Annotated in this window: 17 protein-coding genes and 1 pseudogene; 11 read left to right on the forward strand and 7 right to left on the reverse strand. The window is 75.7% G+C overall.

From position 1 onward, the window contains the following. Nucleotides 1-135: 135 nt before the first annotated feature. Complete coding sequence (locus ABZ495_RS10950) at nt 136-1308, reverse strand: PQQ-dependent sugar dehydrogenase (RefSeq protein ID WP_359835379.1); 1173 nt, start codon at nt 1306-1308, stop codon at nt 136-138. 316 nt (nt 1309-1624) lie between these two features. On the opposite strand from ABZ495_RS10950, the pseudogene ABZ495_RS10955 reads away from it, so the two are divergent. Continuing rightward, nucleotides 1625-1798 (forward strand): annotated as a pseudogene (locus ABZ495_RS10955) (DUF397 domain-containing protein); the annotation flags it as partial. Between the two features lie 161 nt (nt 1799-1959). Further along, on the forward strand, nt 1960-2292 hold the full coding sequence (locus ABZ495_RS10960) for a hypothetical protein (RefSeq protein WP_359835381.1): 333 nt from the start codon (nt 1960-1962) through the stop codon (nt 2290-2292). Nucleotides 2293-2378: 86 nt separating this feature from the next. Here the strand turns inward: ABZ495_RS10960 and dhbC are convergent, their stop codons facing one another. Beyond that, a complete protein-coding gene (gene dhbC / locus ABZ495_RS10965; RefSeq protein ID WP_359835471.1) occupies nt 2379-3581 on the reverse strand; it encodes an isochorismate synthase DhbC in 1203 nt (400 codons plus the stop codon). Between the two features lie 608 nt (nt 3582-4189). Between dhbC and ABZ495_RS10970 the strand changes: the two genes are divergently transcribed. The 3 genes from ABZ495_RS10970 to ABZ495_RS10980 all read left to right on the forward strand — a co-directional run bounded on the left by ABZ495_RS10970 (nt 4190) and on the right by ABZ495_RS10980 (nt 7121). Next, on the forward strand, nt 4190-5560 hold the full coding sequence (locus ABZ495_RS10970) for an MFS transporter (RefSeq protein ID WP_359835383.1): 1371 nt from the start codon (nt 4190-4192) through the stop codon (nt 5558-5560). A 4-nt stretch (nt 5561-5564) separates the two neighbouring features. Further along, the gene (locus ABZ495_RS10975) at nt 5565-6227 is read left to right on the forward strand and encodes a TetR/AcrR family transcriptional regulator (protein ID WP_359835385.1); all 663 of its coding nucleotides are present in this window, start codon (nt 5565-5567) and stop codon (nt 6225-6227) included. Between the two features lie 162 nt (nt 6228-6389). Then, nucleotides 6390-7121 (forward strand): siderophore-interacting protein, encoded by a 732-nt coding sequence (locus tag ABZ495_RS10980; protein ID WP_359805438.1) that lies wholly within the window; start codon nt 6390-6392, stop codon nt 7119-7121. A 28-nt stretch (nt 7122-7149) separates the two neighbouring features. Here the strand turns inward: ABZ495_RS10980 and ABZ495_RS10985 are convergent, their stop codons facing one another. Beyond that, entirely contained in the window at nt 7150-7710 is a 561-nt protein-coding gene (locus ABZ495_RS10985) for an NUDIX domain-containing protein (RefSeq protein ID WP_329490403.1), read from the reverse strand. Between the two features lie 143 nt (nt 7711-7853). Here ABZ495_RS10985 and ABZ495_RS10990 point away from each other — a divergent pair, with 143 nt between their 5' ends. Further along, entirely contained in the window at nt 7854-8222 is a 369-nt protein-coding gene (locus ABZ495_RS10990) for a hypothetical protein (RefSeq protein WP_359835387.1), read from the forward strand. A 20-nt stretch (nt 8223-8242) separates the two neighbouring features. Here the strand turns inward: ABZ495_RS10990 and ABZ495_RS10995 are convergent, their stop codons facing one another. Beyond that, entirely contained in the window at nt 8243-9370 is a 1128-nt protein-coding gene (locus ABZ495_RS10995) for a CapA family protein (protein ID WP_359835389.1), read from the reverse strand. Nucleotides 9371-9526: 156 nt separating this feature from the next. Then, nucleotides 9527-10234: a M24 family metallopeptidase gene (locus ABZ495_RS11000; protein ID WP_352287446.1), complete on the reverse strand. Its 708-nt coding sequence runs from the start codon at nt 10232-10234 to the stop codon at nt 9527-9529. Nucleotides 10235-10627: 393 nt separating this feature from the next. Here ABZ495_RS11000 and ABZ495_RS11005 point away from each other — a divergent pair, with 393 nt between their 5' ends. The 4 genes from ABZ495_RS11005 to ABZ495_RS11020 all read left to right on the forward strand — a co-directional run bounded on the left by ABZ495_RS11005 (nt 10628) and on the right by ABZ495_RS11020 (nt 14636). Continuing rightward, nucleotides 10628-11395, forward strand: a complete 768-nt coding sequence (locus ABZ495_RS11005) for a universal stress protein (RefSeq protein ID WP_359835391.1) — start codon at nt 10628-10630, stop codon at nt 11393-11395. Between the two features lie 137 nt (nt 11396-11532). Continuing rightward, nucleotides 11533-12759: a M48 family metalloprotease gene (locus ABZ495_RS11010; RefSeq protein ID WP_359805426.1), complete on the forward strand. Its 1227-nt coding sequence runs from the start codon at nt 11533-11535 to the stop codon at nt 12757-12759. 143 nt (nt 12760-12902) lie between these two features. Further along, nucleotides 12903-13325: a MarR family transcriptional regulator gene (locus ABZ495_RS11015; protein ID WP_329490397.1), complete on the forward strand. Its 423-nt coding sequence runs from the start codon at nt 12903-12905 to the stop codon at nt 13323-13325. A gap of 123 nt (nt 13326-13448) precedes the next feature. Beyond that, entirely contained in the window at nt 13449-14636 is a 1188-nt protein-coding gene (locus tag ABZ495_RS11020) for a PP2C family protein-serine/threonine phosphatase (protein WP_359835393.1), read from the forward strand. 81 nt (nt 14637-14717) lie between these two features. On the opposite strand, the gene ABZ495_RS11025 is transcribed toward ABZ495_RS11020, so the two are convergent. Next, nucleotides 14718-16169: an ABC transporter substrate-binding protein gene (locus tag ABZ495_RS11025; RefSeq protein ID WP_359835395.1), complete on the reverse strand. Its 1452-nt coding sequence runs from the start codon at nt 16167-16169 to the stop codon at nt 14718-14720. Then, the gene (locus ABZ495_RS11030) at nt 16160-16762 is read right to left on the reverse strand and encodes a hypothetical protein (protein WP_359805420.1); all 603 of its coding nucleotides are present in this window, start codon (nt 16760-16762) and stop codon (nt 16160-16162) included. The genes ABZ495_RS11025 and ABZ495_RS11030 overlap by 10 nt, the downstream gene beginning before the upstream one ends. Nucleotides 16763-16906: 144 nt before the next feature. On the opposite strand from ABZ495_RS11030, the gene ABZ495_RS11035 reads away from it, so the two are divergent. Next, a complete protein-coding gene (locus ABZ495_RS11035) occupies nt 16907-17536 on the forward strand; it encodes a hypothetical protein (protein WP_359835397.1) in 630 nt (209 codons plus the stop codon).

Below are 17536 nucleotides of genomic sequence, written 5' to 3' on the forward strand. Positions count from 1 at the left end.
CCGACGGCCCGGAGGGGTCCCAACTCCCCTCCAGCACAAGCGATCTGCGGGCGAACCACGCCGACCGGTCGGCGGACCACGCACTCGATCCGAGCATGTCAGAAGCGGCCGGGACCGCGGGGACCGGCCGCGCCGCTAGGAGACGGTCAGGCGCAGGATCCGGTCGTCGCCGGAGCGCGAGTCCCCGCGCCCGTCGGTGTTGTTGGTGACCAGCAACAGCGTGCCGTCCCGGTCCGCGACCACCGTGCGCAGCCGCCCGTAGGCGTCGCCGAGGAACGCCTCCGGAGCCCCCGCCGCGCGGTCACCGTCGAGCGGGACGCGCCAGAGCCGGGTACCCCGCAGCGCGGCGATCCAGACGGCGCCGTCGGCGTAGGCGATACCGCTCGGGGACGCGTCGGCGGTATGCCACTGGGCCACCGGGTCGATGAAGTCGGGGCGGTTCCCGGTGCCCTCGACCACCGGCCAGCCGTAGTCGCCGCCGGCCTTGATCAGGTTCAGCTCGTCCCAGGTGTCCTGGCCGAACTCCGAGGCCCAGAGCCGCCCTTGGGGATCCCAGGTGAGCCCCTGCACATTGCGGTGGCCGTAGGAGTACACGGGCGAGCCGGGGAAGGGGTTGCCGGGAGCGGGGGTGCCGTCCGGGGCGAGCCGCAGGATCTTGCCGCCGAGCGAGCCCTTGTCCTGGGCGAGCCCGGTGTCGCCGCTGTCCCCGGTGCCCACGTAGAGCAGGCCGTCGGGGCCGAAGGCGATCCGCCCGCCGTTGTGCCGGGGCCCGTGCGGGATGCCCGTCAGGAGGGCCTCGGGCGTGCCGAGTTGCTGCTTCGGCGGCCGCGTCGGGTCGTACGTCAGACGGACGACGCGATTGTCCGCGGCGGTGCTGAAGTAGCCGTACACCAGGTGGTCGGTGGCGTAGCCGGGCGACAACGCGAGGCCCAGCAAGCCGCCCTCGCCGCCGGAGACCACCCCGGGGACGGTCCCGGTCCCGGTGCGGGCGCCGTCCTTCGCCGCGACCCGGACGATCCGTCCGTCGTCCCGCTCGGACACCAGCAGGTCCCCGTCGGGCAGCACCACCAGGCCCCAGGGCGCCGCCAACTCCTCGGTGACCGTCGCCCGGACGGCCACCGACGGCGCGGCACCGGGCGTGGCCGGGGCGGAGGCGGTGGCGGAGGCGGTGGGGGAGGCGACTGCCGAGGCGGCGGCAGAGCTCGGGGCGGCCGACGTGGCCGGGGGCGCCGGCGCCGACGAACAGCCCGCGACGGCACCGGACCCCAGGAGCAGAGCCAGCACCCCGGCTCCGACACGACTGCGCACGAGCGTCTCCCCTCAGGAGGACGGTCCAGCAGGACCGGAACGGCTGCCGCACGGGACCGGAGGGCACGGCAGCCCTCAGCTCATCACAGCGACCCCGCGCTCCACCGCCCGACACTCACGGCACCCGCCCCGACCGGACCGAAGCCCCGGCGCACACCACCACCCCGGCCGGTTTCACCCGGACGTGCGGTTTCTCATGCTTCGCCCCCACCCCGACCCACACCCGCCCTCCCCTCGGAGCCCGAGCCGGTCGAGGACCAGGGGGCTTCGGCTCCAAGGCCTCGGCGCGGTTCATCGGCGCGTTGGCGGAGGGGCAATGAGTACTGAGCTCGCGTGGTTCACCTCCAGCCACAGCGGCACCGAGGGCGGCGCCTGTATCGAGGTCGCCGCCATGACGACCGCCGTGCGCGTCCGGGACTCGAAAGACCGGAGCGGGCCGCAGCTCGCCTTCTCCCCCGCCGCCTGGGCCGACTTCGTCGCCTTCGCGGCAGCCACGGAGACACCGCTCTCCCGAGCGGTCGGATCCGCCGGGCGGGTGTCGGGCATGCGGGCGCCCTCGTACGCGCGCGGCAGGCATCGTTCGTGAGCGACCGTCAGCTAGCCTGCGTCGTCGGAAGGCCTGAGGGCATCGCGGTGACGAAAGGGTTCACCATGGCGGAGAACTTTGCAGAGCGGCCGGCGCCGGAGTCCGTGCGCCTGATCGACTTCGAGGAGGCGAAGGCCGTCCCGGGGATCGTCCCGGGCACGTTCATCCTCGTGGTGAACGGGACCAAGCCCTACCTGAACATGACCGTCCGGCTGTCGCCCCGGGTCTACCTTGCGCAGCCGGAGTACTGGGGCATCGAGGTGGTCGGCTCGCTGTCCGGCATCGGGCTCCCCGCCACCGCCCCGTACACGGAGTCGCTGCCGCTGGACGGCATCACGGGGAGCAAGGGGATCGAGGTGATCGGGGCCTACCGGACCGAGCGGATCGACCTGCCGTAGGGCCCGGGTCGTCAGCCGGGGCCGACCGCGACGGCCGGCCCCGCACCCGAGTGCCGCACAGCGAGCTTCGGCCGCCGCCCGGACCCTCACCGCGGCACCCCCGCGGCGTCCAGGAAGGTGCGGAACTTGGCGCTGGTCTCGGCCAGTTCGGCCTCCGGCCGGGACTCGGCGACGACGCCCGCCCCGGCGAACACCCGCAGCGTGCCCTCGTCGGCCTCCGCGCAGCGCAGGGTCACCACCCACTCGCCGTCACCGTCCGCGTCGCCCCAGCCGACCATCCCGGCGTACAGTCCGCGGTCGAACGGCTCGATCTCGCCGATCGCCCGCCGCGCCGCCGGCGTCGGCGACCCGCAGACCGCCGGGGTCGGGTGCAGGGCGGTGGCCAGCTCCAGCGCCGACACGGCCGGGTCGGCCAGTTCGGCGGTGATCGTGGTCGCCAGGTGCCACATGGCGGCGGTCCGGACCAGGGTCGGGGCGGCCGGCACCAGCAGCGTCCGGCAGTACGGGGCCAGCGCCACGCGGATGGCGTCCACCACGAAGGCGTGCTCGCGCAGGTCCTTCGGGGACTCCAGCAGCGCGGCGGCCCGGCGGACGTCCTCGCCCAGGTCGGCGGTGCGCGGCACCGAACCGGCCAGCGGGTTCGCCACCACCGTGGTGCCGCGGCGCGAGAGCAGCAGTTCGGGGCTGGCGCCGATCAGGGTGCGGCCCGCCCCAGCGGGCACCGCGAAGGTGTAGCCGCTCGGGTCGCGGCGGGCCAGCCGCTGGAGGATCGCGGGCAGGTCGAGCGGGCGACCGGCACTCAGTTCGAGTGTCCGGGCGAGCACGACCTTGCTCAACTCGCCCGCCCGCACACGCCGGACGGCCTCGGCGACGCCCGCCCCGTACACCTCGGGCTCGGGCACCGGACGGACCCGCCACTCCACCGGCTCGGCGGCCGGGGCGGGCAGGGCGATCAGCGGGTCGTCCCGCAGCGCGCCGCAGACGCGCAGCCCGGCGGGCACGGCCAGTTCGGCCCTGCTGTCGTGGTCGAACGCCACCGCGCCCATCACCAGCGGCTGCCGGACCCCGTCACGGCGCGCCCGGGCCAGTGTCTCGGCGACCCGCACCGGCAGCGGGCGCTCGTCCTGCACCACCCTGGCGTGCACGCCCTCGGCGAGCAGCGTGCGGGTCGGCGAGGCGAAGAACGCCTCGTCGGGCGCGGCCCGGTACTGGCCCAGCAGCCCGCTGGCCGCGCCGATGACGGTGTGGTCCGTCCCGGCGGGGGCGTGGTGCACGGTGGTCACCTGGATCCTCCCAGTCTGCGAGTGGCCGCCGGGTTCCCCGGTCGGGGCGGTCGGCGGGTGGGGCGGTTCGGGGCCGGGTGAACGGTTCGCCCGGGTGGCGCGAGGGTCGCTGGTGGTCCGGAGCCTCGGCCTCCGGTGGACGCGGGGCAGTCGGCCCTCGGCGGCCGCGTGCGAGCCGGTCGGGCGACGCGGGTGGCGCCGCCGTCCGAACACCGGTTCCGTCCGGTTAGGGGCGGAGCACCGGGGCGGGCGGGGTTCCCGGCCGCAGGTTCGCGACCAGGCCCGCTGATTCGGGCAGTCGCACCTGGACACCCCCTCCCCGAACTCCCCTTGAGCGGCAACATTAGGCAAGGCTAACCTAACACGCCCGTTCGTGTGCGCCGCCGAACTGCGAGTCCGTCAACTCGCGGCGGCGGCCGCCATTCCTCACCGGGGTCGACCGGGGTGCTCCCATCGAGCCTGGACGCAACGTTGCGTCCAGTGCTACGTTCAAATCGCAACGCAACGTTGCGTCTACTTTCGCCTCCGGGGCCCGCCCCGCGCTGCGCCGACTCCGCCCCGCGCGGAGCTCCCGCCCCGCCAGGCCTCACCTCCCTCACCCGAGGAGCACATCCGTGCCTTCCGCGCCCCCCGACAGCCCCCCGGCGGCGGCCACAGCCCCGTCCGCCCCGCCCACCCCGGCGACTCCGCTCGCCCGGGCCGCCATCGCCCTCGCCTTCTGGGTCACCATGGCGGGCACCACCGTCCCGACCCCGCTCTATCCGATCTACCAACAGGCCTTCGGCTTATCGCCGTTGATGGTCACGGTGACCTTCGCCGTCTACGCCGCCGGAGTCGTCGTGGGCCTGCTCACGCTCGGCCGCCTCTCCGACCGGATCGGCCGCCGCCCCGTCCTGGCCGGCGCCCTGCTCCTCGCCGCGTCCGCCGCCGGACTCTTCGAGGCCGCCTCCGCCCTGCCCTGGCTGCTCGTCGCCCGGGTGGTGTCCGGCCTCGCCGCCGCCCTGGTCACCGGCGCCGCCACCGCGGCCCTGCTCGACCTCGCTCCGCCGGAGCGCCGGCTGCGGGCGCAGACCCTCGCGCTCGCCGCCAACATGGGCGGACTGGCCGGCGGCACGCTGCTCTCCGGGATCCTCGCCGAATGGGCCGGCTCCCCGCTGCGGCTGCCCTGGACGGTGATGCTCGCCCTCACCGCGGTCGCCCTGCTCGGCCTCTTCGCCGTCCCGGAGAGCGCGCCCGGCGGCGGACCCCGCAAGGCCCTCCGCGAGGCCCACCACACGGCCGTTCACACGCCCCCTCGCACGGCCTCCCGCAAGGCCCGTCGCGAGACCCCCGGGAACGCCCCGGGGAGCACCGGCGCCGCGCTCCCCCCGCCCTTCGAGCCGCCGCTCGTCCCGACCGCCATCCGGCCCGCCCTGCTGCGCGCCGCCCTGACCGCCGGGTCCGGCTTCGCCGCCCTCGGCGTCCTCACCTCCGTCAGCGGGCTCTTCCTCGCCACCGTCCTCGGCATCCACCACCACGCGCTCACCGGCCTGGTCGCCTGCCTCGCCTTCGTCGCCACCGGGGCCGGCCAGGTACTCGCCCGCGTGCTGCCCGGCCCCCGCGCCCTGCCCGCCGCCTGCGCCGGGCTCGTCGTGGCGGCGGCCCTGGTCGCCACCGCGCTGCTCACCGGGACGCTGCCGCCGCTGCTCCTCGGCGCGGTGCTCAACGGCCTCGCCACCGGTACCGCCGTCGCCACCGGGCTCGCCACCATCAACGGGGGCGTCGAACCGCGACGGCGCGGCGAGGCGATCTCGGCCTACTTCGCCGTCCTGTACACGATGCTCTCGGTACCGGTGGTGGGCGTCGGGCTCCTGATCCGGGCCACCGACCTGCGCACGGCAGGGGTCGTCTTCAGCGCGCTGGTCGCGGTACTGGCCGTCGGCGTCGCGGCCGGCCTGACCGGCCGTCGCGCACGGCCGACGCCCCTCGCGGCGGAGGAGGCGTGAGAGGATGGGCCCGACCCAGCACCCCGGCCGGCTCCCGCAGCGGCCCGCCCGTGAGGACCGCAGCGCCATCGCCGCCCAGCCCCGCCCCGCCACCGGCAGCAGCAGCGCGAGTACCGGCGGTCGCCGCAGCGAGGCCGCGCGCCTGGCCGTGCTGAACGCCGCCGACGACCTCCTGGTCGAGCACGGCTTCGAGGGCCTCACCATCGAGGGCATCGCCGCGGCGGCGGGCGTCGCCAAGCAGACCATCTACCGCTGGTGGAAGTCCAAGGTCGACATCCTCTTCGACAACCTGGCGCTGGACTCCGGTCCCGCCCTGGTCTGGCCCGACTCCCCGGCCACCCCGGCCGACCTGCGCGTCTACCTGCACCGCTTCGCCGTCTTCCTCGGCGAGGAACCGGCCGGCCGAGTCCTGCAGGCCCTCCTCGGGCACGCCCAACTCGACTCCCGGACAGCTGAGTTGCTGCACACCGGCTTCCTCGACCCGCTCCGCGAGCGGGACGTCGCGCACACCCGGGCCTGCCTCGGCACCTCCGAGGACGAGGCCGCCGCACTCCTGGACGCCCTGCTCGCCCCGCTCTACCACCGCGCCCTGGTGCTGCGCCGCCCGCTCGACCGGGCCTTCGTCGACACCCTGCTCGACCGGCAGCTCGCCCGCTTCACGCACTGATCCGGGCGCCCACTCCGGGCACCACCCGCCATCACCCGCCACCGCGCGGCTGCCGCACCGCACCGCCGTGCGGCCGTTCGCCGTGGCGCGCCCCGGCCCCTCCGTCACCGAACTCCCCTTCACCCGGCCCGAGTCCACCTCCGGGCCCGCTCAGGAGTCATCATGTTCCGACGCCCCCGCCCGGCCCACGACGTCGAGGTCATCGCCACCACCCCGCTGACCTCCACCCTCACCCGGATCACCTTCAGCGGCCCGACGCTGCCCGACCTCGGGATCGAACACCCCACCCAGTGGGTCAAGTTGGCCATCCCCGAGGGCCCGTCCCGGGCCTACACCATCCGCCGGCACCGACCCGCCGAGCGCGAGGTGGACATCGACATCGTCCTGCACGGCAACGGACCCCTGGCCCGCTGGGCGTCCATCGCCCGACCCGGCGACCGGGCCGTCCTCGCCGGCCCGCGCGGCCGCCGGCCCGACCTGGACGGCGTCACCCGGCTGCTCCTCGCCGCCGACGAGAGCGCGCTGCCCGCCGCGCTCACTATTCTCGATCAACTGCCCAGCACGGTAAGGGCCTTCGCCTACTTCGAGATCGCCACCGGCGCCGACGCGCTGCCGCTCGGCACCGCCGCCGAGCTCACCACCACCTGGCTCCCCCGCGACGGCGCCCACCCCAAGGGCCGGCTCCTCACCGACGCCGTCCTCGCCGCCGACGTCCTGACCGGCCCTGACCCTGCCGGCCCCGCGGGAACCACCGGCTCCGCCGCCTGGATCGCCGGTGAGGCCGTCGCCGTCGGAACCCTCCGCCGCCACCTCCTCGGCGACCTGGGCCTCCCCCGCGACCGGGTCCACGCGAAGGGCTACTGGAAGCACGGCGAGGCTAACCACCGGGAGTGAGCGCACCGGCCGTCGCGACCGGCGGCGGTCAGTCGGCCGACCGCCGCCGCCGCGCCAGGCGGTACGGCCCGAGGAAGTAGGACAGCGCCGCGAGCGACGCCCCCTCGGGCACCTCCCCGGCGGCCAGCAGCTCGACCACGTCCTCCTCCGCCACCCACTCGACCCGGGTCGCCTCGCTCCGGTCGGTCGGCTCGCCGATCCGGGTACAGCCGGTCATGTGGAACGCGTGGAAGCGCATCGTCGAGATGCCGGACATCGCGTTGAACCCGACCAGCGGCTCCACCCGGCCCGGTCGCCACCCGGTCTCCTCCTCGACCTCCCGGGCGGCGGCCGCCGCCGGCTCCTCGCCCGGCTCCGCCCACCCGGCCGGCACCTCCCACCCCCACTGCCCGGTGATGAACCGGTGCCGGTAGAGCAGCAGGAACCGGCCCGCGTCATCGGTCACGACCGCCGTGGTGCAGGCCTTCGGCATCCGCACCACATGGTGGTCGACCCGCCCGACCCCGGGGATCTCCACGTCGTCCAGCCACAGCTCCACCCAGGGCGACTCGTAGACCGGCCGCCGGCCGTACGTCTTCCACTCCGTCATCGGCCGGCTCTCCTCCGCACCCGTGACCACCACGTCTTCCGCTTCGACCCTCTCACGCCGCCGCGGGCCCCGGGCCGCCCCCGGCGGCCGCCCGCCCGGAAATCCGGGTGCCGACGGCATGGCGCGCGCCTACCGTGAGCGGCATGTGCACCCGGAGCCGGACCTCGCGACGACACTTCGTCTGCCTGCCGTGCCGGCTGTCCGTGAAGCGGCACGGCGCCCCGGGGCGGGACGTCTGCGTGCGCTGCGGCGGCGAACTGGTCGACGCGGGCCAGGACCTGGCGGTCCCGCGACGCCGGGACACCGCGGGGTGGCGGGCCCTGACGGCCCTGCTCGCCGCGGGGGTGACCTTCCACTCGCGCTGCTGCTACGGCCCGGGGTGGCGGCCGCGCACCCCGGGGCAGGTCCGCGAGCGGCTCGCCCGGTCGGCGGGCGGTGGGCGGCCGGTGGCCGAGGCGCTCACCACCCGCGACCCGCACGACCTCGGCCCGGCGGACCGTCGCCGCGTCTGAGCGCGGCCACGTCCACGGCCTCAGCGCGTCGCGCCCGCCACCGGGGCCAGCCCGGTGCAGCCCCGCAGGCCGTCGCGGCGCTTGAGCGCGGCCGTCGCGGCGGCGCCGGTCTGCGGGACGGGCACGCCCTGGCCGTCGACGGTGGCGGGCGTGAACACCTCGCCGGTGACCTTGCCGGCCGCGGTCAGGGTCAGCGTCGTCACGCCGGTCTCGTTGGAGTTGGCGTAGTCGGAGGTGCCGTACCAGAGGAAGTTGCCGAAGCCGTAGCCGATGTAGGTGGAGCCGAGTATGCCCGAGCCCAGCATGGTGTGGGCGTGGGTGCCGACCACAGCGGTGGCCCCGGCGGTGGCGAGCTTCTTGGCGATGGCGCTCTGGGCGCCGGTCGGACAGGCCTTGCCCTCGTCGCCCCAGTGCAGGTACACGAGCACGACGGGCGCCTGCTTCTTCGCCTCCTCCACCGCCTTGACCAGCGCGGCGGCGTCCAGCGCCGAGGCGATGCCCGGCTTGGTGGCGCCGGCCCGCCACTTCTGGTTCGTCAGGTCCTCGACCTGGCTGGCCGCGAGCACCGCGACCTTCACCCCGCGCACGGTGGTGACGTACGGGGCGTACGCCTCCTTGGCGTTGCGGCCGACGCCGACGACCGGGATCGGCGCGGAGTCCTTGGCGGCGAGCGTGTCGGTGAGCCCGTCCGCGCCGAAGTCCACGGCGTGGTTGTTGGCCATCGAGACGACGTCGACGCCGGAGTCCTTGAGGGCGGTGAGCGCCTTGGGCGAGGTGCGGAAGGTGTACGTCTTCGGCTCGGGGGCACCCCGGTCGGTGATCGCGGTCTCCAGGTTGAGGACGGCGAGGTCCGCGTCGGAGAGGGTCGTGGCGATCGGGCCGAGCGCCTGCTCGGGCGCCTTCACCGCGAGCCGGGCCTCGGTGCGGCCCTCGAAGTGGACGTCCCCGGCGAACGCCACCGTGATCGAACCGTCCGGGCGGGGCGCCGAGGCGCTCGCGGACGGCGAGGCGGGCGCCGTCCCGGCCGCTGAGGGCTTCGCCGCGTCGCCCGCCGGCGCGGCCTTGGCCGGCGCCGGGTCGTCCGGCCCGCAGGCGGCCACGGGTATCAGCCCGAGCAGCAGTGCGACGGCGGCCGCGACTCGGCGCATGTGAAGTCCCCCCGGGGGTCGATTCGAGAGCGGTCAGACTACGCCATTCCCCCACATCGCCTTCGGTCTGCCTCCACGGCCCGCCCGCCCCGGGCCCGCCCCGCGCTCGGGGCGCAGGACGGGCCCGGCGGCCGGAGCGCGGGCCGGGGGCCGCGGTCAGGCCAGGTCGAGCAACTGCTCGTAGAAGCCGCCGAAGCCGCGCTCCCGGTCGACGAGGTGCAGCTCCAGGATCCAGTGGCAGACCCGCCCCGACCGGTCGGTGCGGCGCAGCGGCGTCTCGTTCTCGGGGGTGATGTAGGAGTCGGCCTTGGCCCCGTCGTTCACCTCGTGCGGGAACTCGCCCACGAGGTGGCCGGCGTGCCAGATGCCGACCTCCCAGCCCGCCTCGGCGGCCAGCCGCTCGACCTCGGCGTGCAGCTGCCGCCCGGTGATCTCCGGGTCGGCCGCGAAGAACGCGCGGCCGGCGTCGAAGATCCGCGGCAGGTCGGCGAGCAGCCGCCGCTTGTGCGGATCGCCGCCGAAGACGTAGGTGCGGCCGAAGTCCGCCTCGTACTCCTCGAAGACGGGGCCGAAGTCGGCGAAGGCCACGTCGTCGGCCCCGATGACCCGGTCCGGCGGGTTGTCCCGGTACGGGGCCAGGGTGTTCGGGCCGGAGCGGATGATCCGCTTGTGCCAGTGCCGGGTGGCGCCGAACATCTCGTTGGCGAGATCCCGGATCCGGTCGCTCGCCTCGCGCTCGCCCACCCCGGGCGCCACCAGTTCGCGCGCCTCGGCCTCGGCGAACAGGGCGATCGCCTTCTCCTGCGCCGACACCAGGCCCTCGACGCGCCGGACCTCCTGCGCGCCGGACGGTTCGACTGCCATACCGGATCCCCTCTCCCCAGGTGGCGCCGGCGGGACCGGCGCCACAGCTCACGGCCACTGCCCGCGCCCACCGGGCCGGACAGCCCCGACCGATCGTATCGGCGGGCCCGGCGGGCCCGCCTCGGTGTCCCCCCGGCTCCACCGCAGGGGACGGACCGGCCTGGTCAACCGCCGCACCGGGACGCCCCGGCCCCCGCAGCACCCCCGCACCCGGCTCCACCACCACGACCCGCCACCGCCGGCACCACCCCCACCAGGACACCCGGGCCCCCACGACCGCCGCACCGGGCCGTCGTGTCCCTGGCGCACCGGCCGTCCGGACGCGCAGCGTGGAGGGGGTGCACGCTCCCGGGGCTGCACGCTCCCGGGCCGAGGTGGCGAGGTGGACGGCGCATGGACGGTGTGGGAATCGGCGCGGCGAACGGCGGCCGGCGACGGATCGTGGTCGGGATCGACGGCTCCGCGCCCTCGAAGGCGGCGCTGCGCTGGGCGGTCGGTCAGGCGGGCCTGACCGGGGCCGCGGTCCACGCGGTGGCGGCCTGGGAGTACCCGTCGCTCTACGGGTGGCTCACGCCGCTGCTGGACGACGGCTTCGAGCGGGCGGCCCGGCGCACGCTGACCGCCGAGGTGGACGAGGTGGTCGGCCGGGACCGGCTGGTGGAGATCGAGGAGAGCCTCGTCCTCGGCCACGCGGCCGAGGTGCTGCTGGAACTGTCCGCGGACGCCGACTTCCTGGTGCTCGGCAGCCGGGGGCGCGGCACCTTCGCCCGCACGCTGCTGGGTTCGGTGAGCTCCCACTGCGCGGTGCACGGCAGCTGCCCGGTGGTGATCGTCCGCGCGGACGGCGCCGCCGCCCCGGTGCACGCCGCCCCTGCAGCGACCGCGGCTCCCCTCACCGAGGACGAGGGATCGGCCGTCCGCACCAAGGAGTGGCAGGTGAGCCTGCACCTCGTCGAGGGCCGGGACACCACCCGGGTGCACGCCGTGCTCGACGCCGACGGCAGCGTGCTGCACGCCGACACCCGCGCCCGCCGCAGCCCGCAGGACGAGCCCGCCGAGGCGGTCGGCGACGCGTTCGCCGTGGGGAGGGCCCTGGTCGAGCTGGGGCACCGGCTGCTCCGCAGCGGCACCGAGTCCGCCACCGGGCCGGCGCGGGAGTGACATGCTGATCCCGGCGGCCGCCGGCCGGCCCGCGCCCGACGGGCAACCGGTGGGCGCGGCCGGACGGACAGCGCCCGACGGACGGCGCCCGGCAGCGGGTGGCCGACAGCTCACGGACTACGGATGACAGCCGACAGATGACAGATCCGGTCAGCCCGCCTCCGGGCTCAGCGACCCCCGCCCCCGGCGCCGGTACCGGCGCGCCCGACTTCACCCCCGCCCAGCGCGCCCGGGGCCGCGCGCTGCGGCGTGCCCAGTTGCCGTGGGCACTGGGCGGGCGGCTGGCCGGCCTTCTCCTGACGCTGCTGCTCGGGCTGAGCCCGGCCGGAGCCGCTCTGGTGACGGCCGCCGGCGACCTGTTCGGCGGCTCGCGGACGGCCGAGGTGCTGGCGGGGGCGGCCGCCCTGGTCCTCCTCGGCCGGGCGGCCCAGCTGCCGTTCGCCGCCGGCGCCCGGACGGTGCGGGCCCGGTTCGGCCTGGTCACCCAGGGCTGGGGCGGCTGGGCGGTGGACGCCGTGCGCGGACTGGCGCTGGGCCTGGCCCTGGTGCTGCCCCTGGCGTTCGGACTGTTCGCGCTCACCGACCGCTGGCCGGACCGCTGGTGGCTCCCGGCCGCCGGCGCGGCGGCGCTGCTCACGGCGGCGCTCTCCTTCCTCTACCCGCTGCTGGTGGAGCCGGTCTTCAACCGCTTCACCCCGATGGCGCCCGGCCCGCTGCGGACCGCCCTGCTCGCGCTCGCCGACCAGGACGACGTCCGGGTGCGGGACGTCCTGGTGGCGGACGCCTCCCGGCGGACGACGGCCCTCAACGCGTACGTGTCCGGCCTGGGCGCGACCCGACGGATCGTCGCCTACGACACGCTGCTGTCCACCGCCGAGCCGCGCGAGGTGGAGCTGGTGGTGGCGCACGAACTCGGGCACGTGAAGCACCGGGACGTGCTGACCGGCACGGTACTGGGCGCGGTGGGGGCGGCCGTGGTGGTCTGCCTGATCGGCCTGCTGACCGGCTGGGGCCCGCTGCTGTCGGCGGCGGGGGCGACGGACGCGGCGGATCCGCGCGTCCTGCCGCTGATGGCGGCCTGCGCGGCCCTGCTGGGCGCCCTGTCGGGGCCGGTGCAGTGCGCGGTGAGCCGCCGGGTCGAGGCCCGGGCGGACCGGCACGCCCTGGAACTGACCTCGGACGCCGAGCAGTTCATCGCCATGCAGCGCAGACTGGCAGTGGCCAACGTGTCCGATGTCGACCCGCCCCGGGTGCTTGAGCTACTGTTCGCCACTCATCCGAGTGCCACCCGCCGGATCGCGGCCGCCCGCGCCTGGCAGGCCGCAGGAGGCACCGGCACCCCGGACGGCGCCACGACCGGCTGAGCCCGCGCCCCTGGCCGGGTGCCGCCGGCCGCGGAACGGGGCGGAGGACGGCGGCGGACGGCGTGGCCCGACAGCACACGGCGGGCACAGCGGAGCCCAAAACGTTGTACAGTGCAACAAATTACCGAGGAGGTAGGACCGCCGTGCCCGGCCGCGAGACATCGATCGACACCATCCAGCGCGAGCTGACCGCCTTCGCCCGGCGTGCCCGGCACAAGGCCTCCCAGCTGCACCCGGACCTCTCCCTGGTCACCTACAGCATCCTCGACCTGATCAACGAGCGCGGCGGCTGCCGGGCCGCCGACGTCGCCTCGTACTTCATGCTCGACAAGTCCACCGTGAGCCGCCAGGTCACCGCGCTGGAGAAGCTCGACCTGCTGCGCCGCGAGACCGATCCGGACGACCAGCGCGGCCAGATCCTGCGCGCCACCGAGGCCGGCCTGACCCTGCTGCGCGAGGCCAGCGAGCAGCGCCGGGTCGCCTTCACCGCCCGCTTCACCGAGTGGTCCGACGAGGACGTCGCCCGCTTCGCCGGCTACCTGGCCCGCTACGGCGCCGAGGACTGAGCCGAGGACCGGGCCGAGGGGCGCCGGTCCCGTCCCGCCGGCAACGGCCCGCCGACAACCGGCTGGCGGCAACGGGCCGACGCCGGGGTGCGGGGTACCGCTCCGACGGTGTACAGAGGAGGGGTGCCCCTTCGGCAGGGTCCTCGCGACCGCCGCCGGTCGTGGCGGCTCGGCCGCCACGCGCTGACGGCGCTCCCGCTCGCGCTGATCGTCGTGATCACCGTGGTCGACGTCCTGTCACCGCCGACGATCCACCTCGGACCGCTGCTGATCGTGGCCCCCGCGATCACCGCGTCCTTCGCGGGGGCGCGGACCACCGCGGCCGTCGCCCTGCTCGCGCTCGCCGGCCTCACCGTCATCGGCATCACGCGCGACGGGCTCACCACTCCCAACCACGAGACCCAGCTCGGCGCGCAGATCGCCGTCTCGGTGCTGATCGTCGCGCTACGGGTGCTGCGCGACCGGCACGAACGGGAGCTGGCGCAGGTCCGCTCCGTCTCCGAGGCCGCCCAGCGCGTCCTGCTGCGCCCGCTGCCGGACCGGATCGGGCACTTGCGCCTCGCCTCCGTCTACCTCGCCGCCGAGGCCGAGGCGCAGGTCGGCGGCGACCTCTACGCGGCGGCCCGCACCCCCGGCGGCACCCGGCTGCTGGTCGGCGACGTCCGCGGCAAGGGGCTCTCCTCGCTCGGCGACGCCGCCCTCCTGCTGGGCGCCTTCCGGGCGGCCGCCCACCTGCACGCCGACCTCACCGACCTCGCCGGCTATCTGGACGGCAGCGTCCGCTGGGGCCTGGCCCGGCTCGGCGAGCAGCCCTGCGAGGAGCGGCCGGGTGACGGGACCGGTCGCGGCCACCGGTCGGGCCCGGACAGTGCCTCCGCCGGGGCGGCGGCGGACGACTGCGAGGAGTCGTTCATCACCGCCGTCATCCTGGACATCCCGGACGACGGCTCGGTGGTCCGGCTGATCGACTGCGGCCACCCGCCGCCGCTGCGGCTGCGGGCCGACGGCGTCACCGCGCTGGACGCCCGCCGGCCGGCGCCACCGCTCGGGCTGGGCGAACTCGCCCCGGGCGGCTACGAGGTGGACGAGTTCGCCTTCCTGCCCGGCGACCGCCTGCTGATCTACACCGACGGCGTGATCGAGGCCCGCGACGCCCGGCGGCGGTTCTACCCGCTCACCGAGCGCGTCACGGCCTGGTCCGCCGACCCCCCGCAGGCCCTGGTGCAGCAGGTGCGCCACGACCTGCTGGCCCACGCGGGCGGACGGCTGGACGACGACGCGGCGATCGTCGCGGTGGAGCGCCTCGGCTGAGGGCGCTCCGGGGGGCGCAGCGGCGCGCGGGTCGCCGGCGGCGGTGGTCCCGCCGTACCGCCCCGGAGCCGTCGGCTCCCGTCACGGCCGGTAGGGCAGTTGCGGCACCTCGAAGCAGGTGGTGGTCATCGAGGCCACCTGGGTGACCCAGCCGCCCCGGCCCCCGTAGGCGGTGTCCTGCCAGCGGGCGGCGTTCAGACAGGCCCGGGTCGGCCCGGTCGGCGGGGGCTGCGGGACGAACGAGGCGGGCAGGATCAGTTCGTGCGCGTCGTACGGCTCGGCACGGTTCATGAACCGCTCGACGCAGGCCCGGGTGAGGTCGGCGCCGCAGGAGTCCATCGCGTCGGTGAGCCACTGGGCGCCCGCCCAGCCCTCCAGCTCCCAGGCGGAGAGCAGCGGTTCGCGGTCGGGGTAGTAGCGGGACATCGCGGCGCGGAAGTCCCGCACCGCCTGGTCCTGCACGTCCTCGTAGTTGAGGCTGGCCGAGGTCGCCCAGAGCGCGTTGCGGCAGCCGGGTGAGGCGCCGTAGTCGGTGCCGACGGTCTGCGACCAGTTCTGCACGTTGGTCGCCTTCGCCGCGACCCGCACCCCGGCCTCGTCGAGCGCCCGGCAGAGCGCCGCGTTGCCCCGGGCGTCCATGGCGTCGAGGAGCAGCTGCGAGCCGTCGGCGCGCACGGCGGCGGCCACCGCCTGGAAGTTCGGCAGCGCGAAGTCGACCGTCTGCATCAGGACGCGGTAGCCCTCCGCCTCCAGTCCGGCCTTCAGCTGGGCGGCGTAGCGGGCCGAGTCGGCCTGGTTGTAGGCGACCACGGCGGCGCTGGTGGTGCCCAGCCGTTCGGTGAAGAAACGGAACACCTCGGGGGTCTGGTAGAGCGTCCCGTTCCAGCCGACGGCCTGCCCGTCGCGCGGCGCGCCGCTGCCGTAGATGCCGTAGAGGTGCGGCCAGCGGTCGTAGGCCGTGCCGATCGGCTGGCCGCCGACGTCCGGCACGCCCTTCCCGCTCACGTACGGCGCACCCGCGTAGTCGAGCACGCTGCCGGAGACGAAGGCGAAGACGTGCTGCTGGTCGATCAAGCGGTGCACGCAGTCCTGGTTGCCGATGCCGCTGCCGCCGTCGTCGCAGGTCACCAGCTTGACGGTGCGCCCGTGCAGGCCGCCCCGGTCGTTGAGGGCCTGGACGAAGGCCTGCGCGCCGTAGCGCGGGCCGCTGAACACCTCACTGCCGACCGGACTGGTGAGCGAGGTGACCACACCGATCCGAATCTCGGTCGCCGTGACGCCGGTGTCGGAGGCGGGGTTGGCCCCGGCGGCGGTGCTCGCGCCGGCCGGCGTGGGGCGGTGGGTGAAGGCGCTCCCCGGCAGCCGGGTGCCGCAGGCGGTGACGGCGGTGAGCAGCAGCGCGAGGAGGGCGGCGCCCCCGCAGCGGCGGCGGACGCGGCGCCGGGGGACGCGGCGCCGGGGGACGCGAGGGCCGGGCCGCCGACGGCAGTGCGCGTCGGCGGCCCGGCGGGACGGCGGGGCCGTCAGCCGCATCCGGGGACGGCGGCGCCGCTCCCACCGCCGGCCTGGGCGAGCAGGCCGCAGAGCGACGAGCGGGAGACCTTCCAGGTGCCGTTGTCGAGGACGGCCTGGCCGGTGGCGTCCGGCGCGACCACCGTGCCCTGGAGCGAGAGTTCGTAGGTGACGGTGGCCTCGGTCGGCGAAGTGAACGTCACGTTCGTGACCTTGGCCTTGACCTGACCGACCCGCGGATCCTGCGAGAAGCCCTGGAGCGCCGGAAGCAGCGCGTCACCGTTCTGGAGCAGCGTCGCCTTTTCGGGGATGGGGGTGGTGGGGTCGAAGAACTTCTCCCAGTTGGCGGTGACCTGGTTCGTCGCGGTCGCCGGATCGGCGGGGGCGGTGGCACCCGCACTCACGGTGGCACTGGCACTGGCGCTGGTGGTCGCGGTCACCGTGACGGACCCCGACGCCGGGGCGGAGATCGACACCGAGGCCGAGGGCGAGGAGCCGGACGAGCTGCTGCTGCACCCGGCCACCGCGCCCACCAGCAGCAGCGCGCACAGCGCCACCGCCGGTCGCGGGACCGGGCCGCCGCCCCGACGGGTGCCGCTCTGCCTTACTCGCATGGTGTTCCTCTCGACGAACTCGGCTGCGCCGCCCGGGTCGGCGCCGACCGTTCGGGGGCGCCGCGCGGTCCGGTCCGCCGCTCTCCGGATGCTGTCCCAGGCCGATCCTGGAAATGTCGCACGTGACACCATGAAGGCGGATCCATGGACGAATCGCAATCCGAGCGCGAGAAGCCGCATACCACTCCGAACGGGGCGGCCGGGCGGAGTGGCCGGGGGCTGCTGCGCTCGGCCGTCCGCGCGGCCCGCACGGCGCCGGGCGCCCGCGAGTGGCCGGGCTGGATCCTCGCGGCCGCCGGGGCGGCCCTGTGCGTCCTGGGCTGGTACGGCGTCTCCGGCGAGGCCTTCGTCGAACAGCAGATCCCCTATCTGGCCTCCTCCACCGTCCCGGGTGCGGCGCTGATCGTGGCGGGCATCATCGTGGTCGCCCTGCGTTCACCCGGTCGGCCGCCGGCCCCGCCGACCCCGCCCACCGCGGACGACCTGACCGACCGACGGGTCGAACGGCTCTACACCCTCCTGGTCGAACCGGAGCAGCCGGAGGAGGCCACGGCGCCGGAGGAGCCCGCCGCCCCCGGCACCGGTCTGCTCGCCGTCGCCGAGGGCACGCTCTACCACCGGCCCGACTGTCCACTGGTGACCGGCAAGCACGGCGCGCGGCCGGTTGACGCCGCCGCCGTACGGGCACGCGGGCTCACCCCCTGCCGGATCTGCGCACCGGCCGCCCCGGACGCGCCCGCCGACCCCGCCGACCCGGCCCACCCGGCCGGCTGA

Source organism: Kitasatospora sp. NPDC005748 (assembly GCF_040630735.1).
Classification (GTDB): Bacteria; Actinomycetota; Actinomycetes; order Streptomycetales; family Streptomycetaceae; genus Kitasatospora.

What these genes read in the sequence shown, in the direction of transcription:
- ABZ495_RS10980 (WP_359805438.1), top strand. Translation starts at nt 6,390, where the DNA reads ATGTTCCGACGCCCCCGCCCGGCCCACGACGTCGAGGTCATCGCCACC.
- ABZ495_RS11025 (WP_359835395.1), bottom strand. Translation starts at nt 16,169, where the DNA reads ATGCGGCTGACGGCCCCGCCGTCCCGCCGGGCCGCCGACGCGCACTGC.
- ABZ495_RS10995 (WP_359835389.1), bottom strand. Translation starts at nt 9,370, where the DNA reads ATGCGCCGAGTCGCGGCCGCCGTCGCACTGCTGCTCGGGCTGATACCC.
- ABZ495_RS11030 (WP_359805420.1), bottom strand. Translation starts at nt 16,762, where the DNA reads ATGCGAGTAAGGCAGAGCGGCACCCGTCGGGGCGGCGGCCCGGTCCCG.
- ABZ495_RS10990 (WP_359835387.1), top strand. Translation starts at nt 7,854, where the DNA reads ATGTGCACCCGGAGCCGGACCTCGCGACGACACTTCGTCTGCCTGCCG.
- ABZ495_RS10960 (WP_359835381.1), top strand. Translation starts at nt 1,960, where the DNA reads ATGGCGGAGAACTTTGCAGAGCGGCCGGCGCCGGAGTCCGTGCGCCTG.
- ABZ495_RS11010 (WP_359805426.1), top strand. Translation starts at nt 11,533, where the DNA reads ATGACAGATCCGGTCAGCCCGCCTCCGGGCTCAGCGACCCCCGCCCCC.
- ABZ495_RS10985 (WP_329490403.1), bottom strand. Translation starts at nt 7,710, where the DNA reads ATGACGGAGTGGAAGACGTACGGCCGGCGGCCGGTCTACGAGTCGCCC.
- ABZ495_RS11000 (WP_352287446.1), bottom strand. Translation starts at nt 10,234, where the DNA reads ATGGCAGTCGAACCGTCCGGCGCGCAGGAGGTCCGGCGCGTCGAGGGC.
- ABZ495_RS11005 (WP_359835391.1), top strand. Translation starts at nt 10,628, where the DNA reads ATGGACGGTGTGGGAATCGGCGCGGCGAACGGCGGCCGGCGACGGATC.
- ABZ495_RS11035 (WP_359835397.1), top strand. Translation starts at nt 16,907, where the DNA reads ATGGACGAATCGCAATCCGAGCGCGAGAAGCCGCATACCACTCCGAAC.
- ABZ495_RS10975 (WP_359835385.1), top strand. Translation starts at nt 5,565, where the DNA reads ATGGGCCCGACCCAGCACCCCGGCCGGCTCCCGCAGCGGCCCGCCCGT.